Source organism: Hydrogenophaga sedimenti, from assembly GCF_051857515.1.
Classification (GTDB): domain Bacteria; phylum Pseudomonadota; class Gammaproteobacteria; order Burkholderiales; family Burkholderiaceae_C; genus Hydrogenophaga.
Genome location: NZ_JBPZHA010000005.1, coordinates 148,433 through 161,224, shown reverse-complemented (window position 1 = coordinate 161,224; position 12,792 = coordinate 148,433). Strand labels below are relative to the sequence as shown.

The following is a 12,792-nucleotide window of genomic DNA, read 5'->3' as shown; positions in this document are numbered from 1 at the left end:
CGGTCCGCTGTCCGCACCCTGTCCCAATCTTTCAGGAGACCCGCCATGAGCCTGCAGACCAAGTACCTGCTCGACGAAAGCCAGATGCCCAAGTTCTGGTACAACATCCAGGCCGACCTGCCCAGGGCGCTGCCCGCCGTGTTGCACCCCGGCACGCTGCAGCCCATCGGCCCCGACGACCTGGCGCCGCTGTTCCCGATGGAACTGATCCTGCAGGAGGTCAGCACCGAGCGCGAGATCGAGATTCCCGAGCCGGTGCGTGACATCTACCGGCTCTGGCGCCCGGCGCCGCTGTACCGTGCGCACCGGCTGGAAAAGGTGCTCGGCACGCCAGCCAAGATCTTCTACAAGTACGAAGGCGTCAGCCCCGCCGGCAGCCACAAACCCAACACCGCGATCCCGCAGGCCTTCTACAACAAGCAGGCCGGCGTCAAGCGCCTGACCACAGAGACCGGTGCCGGCCAGTGGGGCACCTCGCTCTCGTTCGCGGGCTCGCTGTTCGACCTTGAGGTGCTGGTGTTCCAGGTGCGCGTGTCCTACGACCAGAAGCCCTACCGCCGCGCCGTCATGGAGACCTACGGCGCGCGCTGCCTGCCCTCGCCGTCGAACCAGACCGAGTACGGCCGCAGCGTGCTGGCCCAGCGCCCAGACCATCCCGGCAGCCTGGGCATCGCGATCTCGGAAGCGGTTGAACTCGCCGTGCAGCGCGAGGACACCAAGTACGCGCTGGGCTCGGTGCTCAACCACGTGCTGATGCACCAGACCATCATCGGCCTCGAAGCCATGGAGCAGATGCAGATGGCCGACGCCTGGCCGGACGCGGTGATCGGTTGCACCGGCGGGGGCTCCAACTTCGCGGGCATTGCCTTCCCGTTCATCGGCCATGCGCTGCGCGGGGGCAAGCGGCCACGCATCCTGGCGGCCGAGCCCTCGTCCTGCCCCTCGCTGACCCGCGGCAAATACGCCTACGACTTCGGCGACACCGGTCACATGACGCCGCTGACCAAGATGCACACCCTGGGCAGCACCTTCACCCCGCCCGCCACCCACGCGGGCGGCCTGCGCTACCACGGCATGGCGCCGCTGGTGTCACATTGCAAGGACCTCGGCCTGATCGAGGCCGCGGCTTTCTCGCAGAAGCACTGCTTCGAGGCCGGTGTGACCTTTGCGCGCGCGGAGGGCATCGTGCCAGCGCCCGAGGCCAACCACGCCGTCAAGGCCGCCATCGAAGAAGCGTTGCGCTGCAAGCGCGAAGGCAAGAGCGAAACCATCCTGTTCGCGCTGTCGGGCCACGGCCACTTCGACATGGCGGCGTACCAGAAGTACTTCAGCGGTGAGCTGGCGGACGATGCCTACGACGAGAAGGAACTGGCGATGGCGCTCTCCGGGCTGCCCAGCGTGCCGGAACCGGCCTGAGCAGCCGGCAGGTCAGGGCTGGACCACTTCGAGCAAGCGGTCCAGCCCGCCCATGTCGATCGCGACCCTGGCCTGGGCGCGCACCTTGGGCTTGGCGCGGTAGGCCACCGAGAGACCGGCCACACCCATCATTTCCAGATCGTTGGCGCCGTCGCCCATGGCGATCGCCTGGGCCGGCGAACAGCCGATCAGGCTGCAGGTGCGCAGCAGGGTCTCGCGCTTCATCGCGCCGTCGCAGATGTCGCCCCAGCTCTGGTCGAGCAGGCGGCCGGTGAGCTTGCCGTCGACGATCTCCAGCTGGTTGCTGCGCGCGAAGTCCAGCGCCAGCCGGTCGCGCAGGCGCTCGGCGAAGTAGGTGAAACCGCCGCTGACCAGCAGCACCTTCAGGCCAGCCGACTTGCAGGCCAGCACCAGTTCGGCCGCGCCGGGGTTCAGGCGCAGGCGCGAGCGGTAGACCTGGGCCAGGTGCTCTTCGGTCACGCCCTTGAGCAGGGCGACGCGCTGGCGCAGGCTGTCCTTGTAGTCGGTGATTTCGCCGCGCATGGCGGCTTCGGTGATCGCCGCGACCTCGGCCTTGCGGCCGGCGGCGTCGGCGATCTCGTCCACGCATTCGATGTTGATCAGCGTGGAGTCCATGTCGAACGCGATCAACTTGAAATCGCGCAGGTTCAGGGGCGGCGTGATGCCCTGGACCGTGAGACCCGGGGCGAATTCGGTGGGAGAAGTCATCTCGGAATTATCGCGGGAGCCGGGATGGCCCCCGCCGTCAGGGCTTGGCCGCGGCGGGCAGCACCTTGGACATCGTGCCGATCTGCTTGCGCAGGTCACTGCCCACCAGGTCGGCCACCGACTGCTGGTCGCTGGTGATGGTCAGGCCCTGAGCCTGCAGCTTGGCCTTGAGGTCGTCGGTGCTGGTGCCGGCGACCTGGGCCAGCACGGTGATCGGAGCCTTGGCCAGGGCGCGTACCGGCGGTGCGAAGCCGGGCTCGCCACCGCTTTCACCGCCAGCGGGAATGAAGCTCAGCGCCAGCACCACGGCAAACGCTCCGACGATGGCGCGGCCGGTGTTCTGATTGAAGTAGCGCTTGAACGCCGGCATGTTCAGCAGCACATGCAGGGTCACGCCGATCACCATGGCCCAGCTGAGCCACTCGTGGGCGGTCTTGTTCAGGCCCGAGTCGAGGTGGAAAAACATCAGCACGCCGGTCACGGCGGAGAGCAGAAAGGCGCCGATGACGACGGGGGTGATCCAGGGGCGTTGGGCGGAGAGGTTCATTGTTCTTCCTTCAAGTTGAAGGCTTCGATGCTGAAGCTTCTGTGTTGAAGTTTGATCGTCACTGTATGAACGCCGGGTGAACATGTGCTCCGGGTGCTCCCGTTTTTGATGTGGGTCAAGGCCGGGACCAGGGTCAGGCGGCCTTCGCGTCGGCCTTCAGCGGATGGCCCAGCGAACGCAGCACGTCGCGCACCAGTTGCACCCGGTCTTTTACCTCGGGCAGGGCGCGTTCGATGCGCAGTTTCTCGTTGCCGGCCAGCTTGATGTGCTTGTTTTTCTGGATCAACTCGATGATGCGCATCGGCTCGATCGGCGGGTTGGGCCGGAAGGTGATGTTGACCACGCCCGGCGCCGCGTCGACCTTGACCACGCCGTAGGGCGCCGACAGCACACGGAGACGGTGCACGTCGATCAGCGTCTGCGTCTGCGCCGGCAGCTTGCCGAAGCGGTCGACGATTTCTTCGAGCAGGCCGTCCACTTGGTCGGTGGTCTTGGCAGTCGCCAGCTTCTTGTAGAACGACAGGCGCAGGTGCACGTCGCCGCAGTAGTCATTGGGCAGCAGGGCGGGCGCGTGCAGGTTGATGTCGGTGGTCACGGAGAGCGGCGAGAGCAGGTCTGGCTCGCGCCCGGCCTTGAGCGCACTCACCGCCTCGCTCAGCATCTCGTTGTAAAGCTGGAAGCCCACTTCGAGCATGTTGCCGCTCTGGTTCTCGCCCAGCACCTCGCCGGCGCCGCGGATCTCCAGGTCGTGCATGGCGAGGTAGAAGCCACTGCCGAGTTCTTCCATTTGCTGAATCGCGTCCAGCCGCTGGGCCGCCTGCTTGGTCAGGCCCTCGATCTCGGGCACCAGCAGGTAGGCGTAGGCCTGGTGGTGGCTGCGGCCCACGCGGCCGCGCAGCTGGTGCAACTGCGCCAGGCCGAACTTGTCGGCGCGGCTCATCACGATGGTGTTGGCCGTGGGCACGTCGATACCGGTCTCGATGATGGTCGAGCACAGCAGCAGGTTGTAGCGCTGGGCCACGAAGTCGCGCATGACCCGCTCCAGGTCGCGCTCGGGCATCTGGCCGTGCGCGATGGCGATGCGCGCCTCAGGCAGGATTTCTTCCAGCTTCTGCTTGCGGTTCTCGATTGTCTCGACCTCGTTGTGCAGGAAGTAGACCTGGCCGCCGCGCTTGAGCTCGCGCAGCACCGCCTCGCGGATCACACCGTTGCCCTCGTTGCGCACAAAGGTCTTGATGGCCAGCCGGCGCTGCGGCGCGGTCGCGATCACGCTCAGGTCGCGAAGGCCTTCGAGCGCCATGCCCAGCGTGCGCGGGATCGGCGTCGCGGTCAGCGTGAGCACGTCCACCTCGGCGCGCAGCTGCTTCATCGCCTCCTTGTGGCGCACCCCGAAGCGGTGTTCCTCGTCGATGATGAGCAGGCCCAGGTTCTTGAACTGCGTCTTCTCCGACAGCAGCTTGTGCGTGCCGACCACGATGTCCACGCTGCCGTCGTTGATGCCCTTCATCGCGGCGGTGATTTCCTTCTGCGAGCGGAAGCGGCTCATCTCCGCCACCTTCACCGGCCACTTGGCGAAGCGGTCCACCAGGGTCTGGTAGTGCTGCTCGGCCAGCAGCGTGGTGGGGGCGAGGAAGGCGACCTGCTTGCCGCCGGTGATGGCGACGAAGGCGGCTCGCAGCGCGACCTCGGTCTTGCCGAAACCCACGTCGCCGCAGACCAGGCGGTCCATGGGCTGCGGGCTGATCATGTCCTGGATCACGGCGTGGATCGCGGCCTTCTGGTCGGCGGTTTCTTCGAAGCCGAAGTCGTTGGCGAAGATCTCGTAGTCCTGCGCGCTGAAGCGGAAGGCGTGGCCCTGGCGCGCGGCGCGGCGGGCGTAGATGTTCAGCAGCTCGGCCGCGGCGTCGCGCACCTGTTCGGCCGCGCGGCGCTTGGCCTTTTCCCACTGGCCGCTGCCGAGCTTGTGCAGCGGCGCCTCGTCGGCACTGACGCCGGTGTAGCGGCCGATCAGGCTGAGCTGGCTCACCGGCACGTAGAGCACCGCCTTGTCGGCGTATTCGAGGTGCAGGAATTCCTGCAGCGCGGGCGTGCCATCGGGGTTCTTGTCGCCCATGTCCAGGTTGACGAGACCGCGGTAGCGGCCGATGCCGTGGGCGCTGTGCACGACCGGGTCGCCCACGTTGAGTTCGGAGAGGTCCTTGATCAGCGCGTCGACGTCGCTGACCTGTTCCTGCTTCTTGCGCCGGCGCGTGGTCGGGCCGGCGGCGAAGAGCTCGGTCTCGGTGACGAAGTCGATGCCCGCTTCCTGCCAGGCAAAGCCCACGGTCAGGCCCGAGGTGGCGATGCCGATCTTCTCGTCGCTGCCGCGGAACTCGTCCAGGGAGTCGAAGGCCGGTGGGTTCAGGCCGCTGGCGCGGATGAAGTCCAGCAGGCTCTCGCGCCGGCCGTCGCTCTCGGCCAGCAGCAGCACGCGGTGCGGCGATGCCGCCACGTGGGCCTGCAGCCGGGACAGCGGGTCTTCGGCGCCGCGCACGGCGGTGAGGTCGGGCAGCTTCTGGGCGAAGGCGTTGTCGGCGATGTCCTCGACGGCCGGACGGATCGCGAGCTGGGCGTGGCGGTTGGACAGCGCGTAGAACTGCTCGATCGACAGGAACAGGCTCTCGGGCGGCAGGGCCGGCCGGTCCGGGTCGTTGCGCACGATGCGGTAGCGGTCCTGCGTGTCCTGCCAGAAGCGCTGGAAGGACGGCTCCAGGTCGCCGTGCAGCACCACCGTGGCCTGCTCGCCGAGGTAGTCGAAGACGGTGGCGGTCTCTTCGAAGAACAGCGGCAGGTAGTACTCGATGCCGGCGGTGGCGACGCCGTTGCCCATGTCCTTGTAGATGCGGCTCTTGGTCGGATCGCCTTCGAGCAGCTCGCGCCAGCGGCTGCGGAAGCGCGCGCGCGCCGGCTCGTCCATCGGGAATTCGCGGCCGGGCAGCAGCCGCACCTCGGGCACCGGGTAGAGGCTGCGCTGGCTGTCGGGGTCGAAGGTGCGGATGCTGTCGATCTCGTCGTCGAACAGGTCGACGCGGTAGGGCACCTGCGAGCCCATGGGAAACAGGTCGATCAGGCCACCGCGCACCGCGTATTCGCCGGGGCTCACGACCTGGCTCACGTGGTTGTAGCCCGCCAGCGTGAGCTGCCCTTTGAGTCTGGCTTCGTCCAGTTTCTGCTTGACCTTGAACTGGAAGGTATAGCCCGCGAGGAACGACGGCGGCGCCAGCCGGTACAGCGCGGTCGTGGCCGGCACCAGCACCACGTCGGCGCCGGTGTCCTTGTCCTGTTGCTGGATGCGCCAGAGCGTGGCAAGGCGTTCGGAGATCAGGTCCTGGTGCGGCGAGAAGCTGTCGTAGGGCAGCGTTTCCCAGTCGGGGAACAGGGCGCAGCGCAGGTTGGGCGCGAAGAACGCCATTTCGTCCATCAGCCGCTGTGCGTCCGTCGCGTCGGCGGTGACGATGGCGGTCGGCCGTCCGGCGGCCTTTTCCCGCTGCGCCAGCTGGGCCAGCAGCAAGGCGTCGGCGGCGCCGGCCGGTCGGGGCAGTTGGAAGCGTTTGCCGGGGGTGAGCTTGGGCAGGTCCATGGATTCGGGCAGAAATGGCGAAACCCCCCGGCCGCGGTGGCAGGGGGGTGCTGCCCGGGATTCTAGAATGCCCCTCGAACCATGAACGATTCTTCCGACATTCCCGTGCCTGCTCGATGCCATGCCCTGCTGCCGTGTGCCGGCACGGGCTCGCGCGCCGGCACGGCTGGCCCCAAGCAGTACCAGACGGTGGCGGGCCTGCCGATGGTGCTGCACACGCTCGCCGCCTTCAACGAGGTCCCGCGCATTGCGCAGACCCTGCTGGTGGTGGCGCCCGAAGACCGTTTCCTGACCGTCGACTATCCCGAACTGCTGCTGGCGCAATGCGGCGGCGCGACCCGGGCGCACAGCGTGTTCAACGGGCTGGAGGCACTGAAGGCGCGTGGCGCGGCGGACAGCGACTGGGTGCTGGTGCACGACGCGGCGCGTTGCCTGGTCACGCCGGCACAGATTGGCGCGCTGATCGACGCCTGCTGGAACGATCCGGTCGGCGGCCTGCTGGCGCTCAAGCTGCCCGACACGCTCAAGACGGAGCGCGACGGACGTGTGTCGGCGACCGTCGACCGCTCGGACAAATGGCTGGCGCAGACGCCGCAGATGTTCCGCCTGGGCCTGTTGCGCAGCGCGCTGGCGGCGCAACAGGCCAGCGGCTTTGCCGGCGTGACCGACGAGGCCAGCGCGATGGAGATGGCAGGGCACCGGCCGCTGCTGGTGCCCGGCAGTGCCCAGAACTTCAAGGTCACCTATCCCGAAGACTTTGCGCTGGCCGAAGCCATCCTGGCCAGCCGCACCTGACCACCGCCATGAACCACATTCCTTTTCGCATCGGTGAAGGCTGGGACGTCCACGCTCTCGTGCCGGGCCGGCCGCTGATCATTGGTGGCGTCACGATTCCGCACAGCACCGGCCTGCTGGGCCATTCGGACGCCGACGTGCTGCTGCACGCGATCACCGACGCGCTGCTCGGCGCGGCCGCACTGGGCGACATCGGCCGGCACTTTCCCGACACCGATCCGCGCTTCAAGGGCTCCGATTCGGTGGTGCTGCTGACCGAAGTCGCACGCCGCGTGCGCGAGGCGGGGTTCGAGATCGGCAACGTCGACAGCACGGTGGTCGCACAGGCGCCCAAGCTGGGCCCGCACATCCCGGGCATGTGCGAACGCATCGCGCAGGCGCTAGGCGTGCCGGTGGGCTGTGTCAACGTGAAAGCCAAGACCGCCGAGAAGCTCGGCCCGGTGGGGCAGGGGCTGTCGATCGAGGCGAGGGCGGTCGCACTGCTGGTGCGCCGCTGAAACAGGTGACCCACGCCCCGGCGGAGTGAGGGTCGTTACTTCTTTTCGCTTTCGCCGACCGGCAGCTTGATGTGGGCGGCCAGACCGCCCGAGCTGCTGTTGGCCAGCGCGAAACGGCCGCCCATGCGGGCAATCGCGCGCTCGACGATCGCCAGACCCAGGCCAGTGCCGGTGGCGGCGGTGCGCGAGGCGTCACCCCGGAAAAACGGCTGCGTCAGCTGCGCCAGCATGTCCGGGTTCACGCCCGGCCCATGGTCCCTCAGCTTCACCAGCACCCAGTTCTCCTTGGTCTTGGCGCCGATGTCGATTTCGGTCACGCCGGTCACCGGGCTGCGGCCGTAGCGCACCGCGTTCTGCAGCAGGTTGGAGAACACCCGGTTGAGCTCGACCGCGTCACCCATGACCAGGGTCTCTGGCGGGATGCTGGTCTTCACGGCGACGTCCGGCGGATTGCCCAGGGAGAACACCGCGGCCTCGATCACCTCGTTGAGGTTGACCAGGTGCTTCTCGATGTGGTCCGGCCGCGCGTAGTCGAGGAACTTGTCGATGATCGCGTTGACCTGCTCGATGTCGGCCGACATGTGCTCCCGCGCCTCGCGGTCCGCCACGCTCATCTCGGTCTCCAGCCGCAGCCGTGCCAGCGGGGTGCGCAGGTCGTGCGAGATGCCGGCGAGCATCAGGGCGCGGTCCTGTTCGATCTTGGACAGGCGCTGCGCCATGCGGTTGAAGCCGATGTTGACCTGGCGGATCTCGCTGGTGGCGACGGCTTCGTTGAGCCGGCTGGAGGTGAAGTCGCCTTCGCGCACCCGGCTGGCCGCGAACGAGAGCTTCTGCAGCGGCCGGTTGATCAGGCGGGCGATCAGCGCGGCGCCCATCAGCGACAGCACCGCCGCGGTGCTCAGCCAGATCATCCAGGTCGTGCCGGTGACCAGCTCCACCCGCGACGGGTCGGCCTGCAGCCAGTACGGGTCGCCGTCGATCGAGAAGCCGATCCACAGGCCGGGTTTGCCATTGACTTCGCGCGCCACCACCGTGTCCGGTCCGAGCCGCGCGCTCAGCTGGGCACTGACCGTGCGGCTGAGCGGGTCGGTGTCGTACAGCCGGAACTTGTCGCCGGGCTCGCGTGGCGCGATGCGCACCTTTTCCTCGTCGGCCATGGTCTTGACCAGCGAGACGCGGGCGATCGAGTCCGAGTGCACCAGCGCTGCCCGGCTCAGGTTGACCAGCGAGGCCAGCTGCTGCGCGCTCTGCAGCGTGCGGGGTTCGAACTCCAGGGCCCGGAAGGTCTGCAGCCAGGCCACGATGCAACCGAGCAGCAGCAGCCCCAGCAGAAAGAAAGTCCGCCAGAACAGGCTGACTTCCCTGGGCCGCCGGGAATCCAGCGGGGCCGGGAGCGTCTCCAGCGCGGCAGGCTCGGTCTCGAAGCTCGGGACCCGCGATTCGTCGATCATCAGGCGTTGCCGTCCGGCACAAACACGTAGCCCACCCCCCAGACGGTCTGCAGGTAACGGGGCGAGGCCGCATCTTCTTCAATCAGCTTGCGCAGGCGCGAGACCTGCACGTCCAGGCTGCGGTCGAACGGCTCGAACTCGCGACCGCGCGCCAGCTGGGCCAGCTTCTCGCGCGACAGCGGCTGGCGCGGGTGGCGCACCAGCGCCTTGAGCATGGCGAATTCACCGGTGGTCAGCGGCAGGTCGGCGCCGTCCTTGCGCAGCGTGCGCAGGCTCAGGTCGAACTCGAACGGGCCGAAATTGACCACCTCGGCGTCCTGCGAGGGCGCACCCGGCACCTCGGCGGGCGGGCGGCGGCGCAGCACGGCGTGCACGCGGGCCAGCAATTCACGCGGGTTGAATGGTTTGCCCAGGTAGTCGTCGGCGCCGACCTCCAGACCCACGATGCGGTCCACGTCCTCGCTCTTGGCGGTCAGCATGATGATCGGCGTGCGGTCGCCGTTGGCACGCAGGCGCCGGCAGATCGACAGGCCGTCCTCGCCCGGCATCATCAGGTCCAGCACGATCAGGTCCACCGCTTCGCGCTGCAGCACCCGGTTCAGCGCCTTGCCGTCTTCGGCCAGCATGACCTCGAAACCCTCCTGCATCAGGTAACGGCGCAGCAGGTCGCGGATGCGGACATCGTCGTCAACAACCAGGATCTTGTTGGGGCGGGTGGCGTTTTGTGGCATGGAAGCAACTCCCGGTAAATGTAACAAAGCCGATTGTGTCAGCGCCAAGTGCTTGTCAGGGCTAGATTTTTGATTTTTTGACACGCAGTTACAAATGTTGCCCGGGGCACCCACACCGTTACCATGTGCCCGCCCAGAATCCTTTCCATTGCTCTGATTTGCCGGATTCATGACCCACCTCCGAATTCCCTTTGCCGCCGCCTTGCTGGGCGTCCCGCTGTGCGCGGTGGCGCTGGAGCAGCGCGAACAGCCGGTCCATACGCTGGTGGTGGTGCCCGTGACGGCTTCGCCCACCGACGCCGGGGACGGGCGGCCTGCTGCGCCACGCCTGCGTGACGCCTTGCGCCAGCCGATGAGCGAGGGTGAAGCGCTGGGCAAGCCCTACCGCCTCAGCCCCGAGGAGCGCCAGCGGTTGCGGGAGCAGCTGCGTGGCCAGACCACCACCGAAGCTTCCCGCGAAAAATGAGTTCTTGCATGTTCAAGGCGGCCACGTCGCCCGTGGGCCGCGGTCTGGCTGTGGTCCTGTCCGGCGTGTTGCTGGCCGGGGCGGCTCGGGCACAGGCGGCCAAACCCGAACAACCAGCCAATGTGGTGATCATCTCGGCCAGCGGGCAGCTCGACGTGCCTCAGGACTGGCTGACGATGACGCTGACGGTGTCGCGCGATGGCGGCGACGCGGCGCTGGTGCAGACCCAGTTGCGTCAGGCGGTCGATGCGGCCCTGGCAATGGTCAAGCCGCAGGTCGCGGCCAAGCAGCTGGAAGTGCGGACCGGCTCCTTTGGCGTCTACCCGCGCCATGGCAGCAACGGCAAGATCGCTGGCTGGCAGGGCACCGCAGAGCTGATTCTGGAAGGCCGCGATTTCCTGCGCATCAGCAGCACCGCCGGCAAGGCCACGTCCATGGGCATCGGCAACGTGGCGTTTTCGCTCTCGCGCGAAACCCAGCAGAAGCTCGAATCCGACGCGCAATCGATGGCGATCGAGCGCTTCAAGGCCAAGGCCACGGAAGTGGCCAAGGGGTTTGGTTTTGCCGGATACACCCTGCGTGAGGTGTCGGTGAGTTCGGCCGGTCAGGGCGACCGGCCGGTGTATGCGCGATTTCAGCAGGCACCGATGGCCGCGTCCGTCGCATCCGATGCGCCACTGCCGGTCGAAGCAGGCAAGAGCCAGGTGACGGTCACGGTCTCCGGCTCGGTCCAGCTGCGCTGAGGTCTGTTGCTCGGCGGTTTACTGGGCGGTCCAGCCGCCGTCCATGTTCCAGGCCACGCCACGCACGTTGGCGCCCGCGGGCGAGCAGAAGAACACCGCCAGTTCGCCCAGTTCTTCGGGCGTGGTGAACTGCATCGACGGCTCCTTTTCCCCCAGCAGCAGCTTCTTGGCGTCTTCATTGGAAAGACCCTGTGCGGCGGCCTTGGCGTCGACCTGCTTCTGCACCAGCGGTGTCAGCACCCAGCCCGGGCAGATGGCGTTGCAGGTCACTCCCGTGGTGGCGTTTTCCAGGGCCGTCACCTTGGTCAGGCCCACTACGCCATGCTTGGCGGCGACGTAGGCCGACTTCTCTGCCGAGGCCACCAGGCCATGCACCGAGGCCACGTTGATGATGCGTCCCCAGTCGGCGGCGCGCATGGCTGGCAGGGCCAGGCGCGTGGCGTGGAAGGCGCTGGAGAGGTTGATGGCCAGGATTGCGTCCCACTTCTCGACCGGGAAATCCTCGACGCGGGCGACGTGCTGGATGCCGGCGTTGTTCACGAGGATGTCGACGCGGCCAAACTGCGCGGCGGCGAACTTCATCATGTCCTCGATCTCGGCCGGCTTGCTCATGTCCGCGCCGTGGTAAGCGACCTTCACGCCCAGCGCCGCGATCTCGGCCTTGGGCGCTTCGGCGTCACCGAAACCGTTGAGCACGATGTTGGCGCCCTGGCGGGCGAGTGCCTTGGCAATGCCCAGGCCGATGCCGCTGGTGGAGCCGGTGACGAGAGCGGTTTTGTTCGCGAGCATGGGGGATCTCCAGTTCCATTACGATTGGTTGAACAACATGCAAACCATTATCACGGAGTCCCTTGGGATGTACGGTTCCAGCCAGCCGCCAGCGCAGCGTTTCCTTGAAGTCGGCGGCGCTGTGGCCGCCTCCGGCCAACCCCGGCGCCTGGCATATTGGGACTGGCCGGGCCAGCAGGGCGCCGACCCTCGCCGTGTGGTGATCTGCGTGCACGGCCTGTCCCGTCAGGGGCGGGATTTTGACGTGCTGGCGACGGCACTGGGTGCCCATTCACGTGTGATCGCGGTGGATGTGGCTGGTCGTGGCAACAGCGACTGGCTGGCCGATCCGATGGCCTATCAGGTGGGTACCTATGCCGCGGACATGGCGCAGTTGATCGCCAGCCTGCGGTCCGTGGACCCCGAGCTGAGGGTCGACTGGGTCGGGACCAGCATGGGGGGTCTGATCGGGCTGGTGCTGGCGGCGCAGCCGCAGATCGGCATCCGTCGCCTGGTGCTCAACGATGTCGGGCCGGTGATCCAGTGGGAGGCTTTGTGCCGCATCGGCAGCTACCTCGGCCGCAACCCCTCGTTTGCGAGCGAGCAGGAGGCGGCCGATTACCTGCGCTCCATTTCGACCGGTTTCGGGCCGCACACTGACGACCAGTGGATGGCGCTGACCCGGCCGATGTTGCGGGAGCGGGACGGACGCTGGTGGCTGCATTACGACCCGTCCATCGCGGTGCCTGTGCGGGCGCTCACGGACAGTGCAGACCAGGCTGCGGCCCGCAAGTCGGTGGCCGACGGCGAAGCTTTTCTCTGGGGCTTGTACGACACCATCTCCGCCAGGACCCTGTTGTTGCGCGGTGGCGATTCCGACCTGCTCAGCCGCGAGACGGCGCGCAGCATGGGCGAACGTGGCCCCGGCGCGCGCTGTGTCGAGTTTGCCGGGGTGGGGCACGCGCCGACGCTGGTGGCGGACGATCAGGTGGCCTGTGTCCGTGATTTCCTGACAGCCGCCTGAGGACGC

At 67.4% G+C, this 12,792-nt stretch carries 12 protein-coding genes; 6 read left to right on the top strand and 6 right to left on the bottom strand.

Annotation, left to right across the window (positions count from 1 at the left end):
- The first annotated feature begins 45 nt into the window (after positions 1 to 45).
- Complete coding sequence (locus ACS5NL_RS10155) at positions 46 to 1,416, top strand: TrpB-like pyridoxal phosphate-dependent enzyme (protein ID WP_439353650.1); 1,371 nt, start codon at positions 46 to 48, stop codon at positions 1,414 to 1,416.
- A 12-nt stretch (positions 1,417 to 1,428) separates the two neighbouring features.
- Here the strand turns inward: ACS5NL_RS10155 and serB are convergent, their stop codons facing one another.
- The 3 genes from serB to mfd form a co-directional block, all read right to left on the bottom strand.
- A complete protein-coding gene (serB, locus tag ACS5NL_RS10150) occupies positions 1,429 to 2,145 on the bottom strand; it encodes a phosphoserine phosphatase SerB (RefSeq protein ID WP_439353649.1) in 717 nt (238 codons plus the stop codon).
- A gap of 37 nt (positions 2,146 to 2,182) precedes the next feature.
- Positions 2,183 to 2,692 (bottom strand): DUF4405 domain-containing protein, encoded by a 510-nt coding sequence (locus tag ACS5NL_RS10145; RefSeq protein ID WP_439353646.1) that lies wholly within the window; start codon positions 2,690 to 2,692, stop codon positions 2,183 to 2,185.
- 133 nt (positions 2,693 to 2,825) lie between these two features.
- Positions 2,826 to 6,311: a transcription-repair coupling factor gene (gene mfd / locus ACS5NL_RS10140; RefSeq protein ID WP_439353644.1), complete on the bottom strand. Its 3,486-nt coding sequence runs from the start codon at positions 6,309 to 6,311 to the stop codon at positions 2,826 to 2,828.
- A gap of 81 nt (positions 6,312 to 6,392) precedes the next feature.
- Here mfd and ispD point away from each other — a divergent pair, with 81 nt between their 5' ends.
- Both ispD and ispF read left to right on the top strand, forming a co-directional pair.
- Positions 6,393 to 7,106, top strand: coding sequence for a 2-C-methyl-D-erythritol 4-phosphate cytidylyltransferase (ispD, locus tag ACS5NL_RS10135; RefSeq protein ID WP_439353642.1), 714 nt, complete (start codon positions 6,393 to 6,395; stop codon positions 7,104 to 7,106).
- Between the two features lie 17 nt (positions 7,107 to 7,123).
- Positions 7,124 to 7,603: a 2-C-methyl-D-erythritol 2,4-cyclodiphosphate synthase gene (gene ispF / locus ACS5NL_RS10130; RefSeq protein WP_439353862.1), complete on the top strand. Its 480-nt coding sequence runs from the start codon at positions 7,124 to 7,126 to the stop codon at positions 7,601 to 7,603.
- Positions 7,604 to 7,638: 35 nt separating this feature from the next.
- Here the strand turns inward: ispF and ACS5NL_RS10125 are convergent, their stop codons facing one another.
- Positions 7,639 to 9,054, bottom strand: a complete 1,416-nt coding sequence (locus ACS5NL_RS10125) for a sensor histidine kinase family protein (RefSeq protein ID WP_439353640.1) — start codon at positions 9,052 to 9,054, stop codon at positions 7,639 to 7,641.
- Positions 9,054 to 9,785, bottom strand: coding sequence for an osmolarity response regulator transcription factor OmpR (gene ompR / locus ACS5NL_RS10120; RefSeq protein ID WP_411364218.1), 732 nt, complete (start codon positions 9,783 to 9,785; stop codon positions 9,054 to 9,056). Before ompR ends, ACS5NL_RS10125 begins: the two co-directional genes overlap by 1 nt.
- Before the next feature lie 169 nt (positions 9,786 to 9,954).
- On the opposite strand from ompR, the gene ACS5NL_RS10115 reads away from it, so the two are divergent.
- Both ACS5NL_RS10115 and ACS5NL_RS10110 read left to right on the top strand, forming a co-directional pair.
- Positions 9,955 to 10,251 (top strand): hypothetical protein, encoded by a 297-nt coding sequence (locus ACS5NL_RS10115; RefSeq protein WP_439353637.1) that lies wholly within the window; start codon positions 9,955 to 9,957, stop codon positions 10,249 to 10,251.
- A gap of 8 nt (positions 10,252 to 10,259) precedes the next feature.
- Complete coding sequence (locus ACS5NL_RS10110; protein WP_439353636.1) at positions 10,260 to 10,994, top strand: SIMPL domain-containing protein; 735 nt, start codon at positions 10,260 to 10,262, stop codon at positions 10,992 to 10,994.
- Positions 10,995 to 11,012: 18 nt separating this feature from the next.
- On the opposite strand, the gene ACS5NL_RS10105 is transcribed toward ACS5NL_RS10110, so the two are convergent.
- Positions 11,013 to 11,783: a 3-hydroxybutyrate dehydrogenase gene (locus ACS5NL_RS10105; RefSeq protein ID WP_439353634.1), complete on the bottom strand. Its 771-nt coding sequence runs from the start codon at positions 11,781 to 11,783 to the stop codon at positions 11,013 to 11,015.
- Positions 11,784 to 11,820: 37 nt separating this feature from the next.
- On the opposite strand from ACS5NL_RS10105, the gene ACS5NL_RS10100 reads away from it, so the two are divergent.
- Positions 11,821 to 12,786, top strand: coding sequence for an alpha/beta fold hydrolase (locus ACS5NL_RS10100; RefSeq protein ID WP_439353632.1), 966 nt, complete (start codon positions 11,821 to 11,823; stop codon positions 12,784 to 12,786).
- Positions 12,787 to 12,792 lie beyond the last annotated feature (6 nt).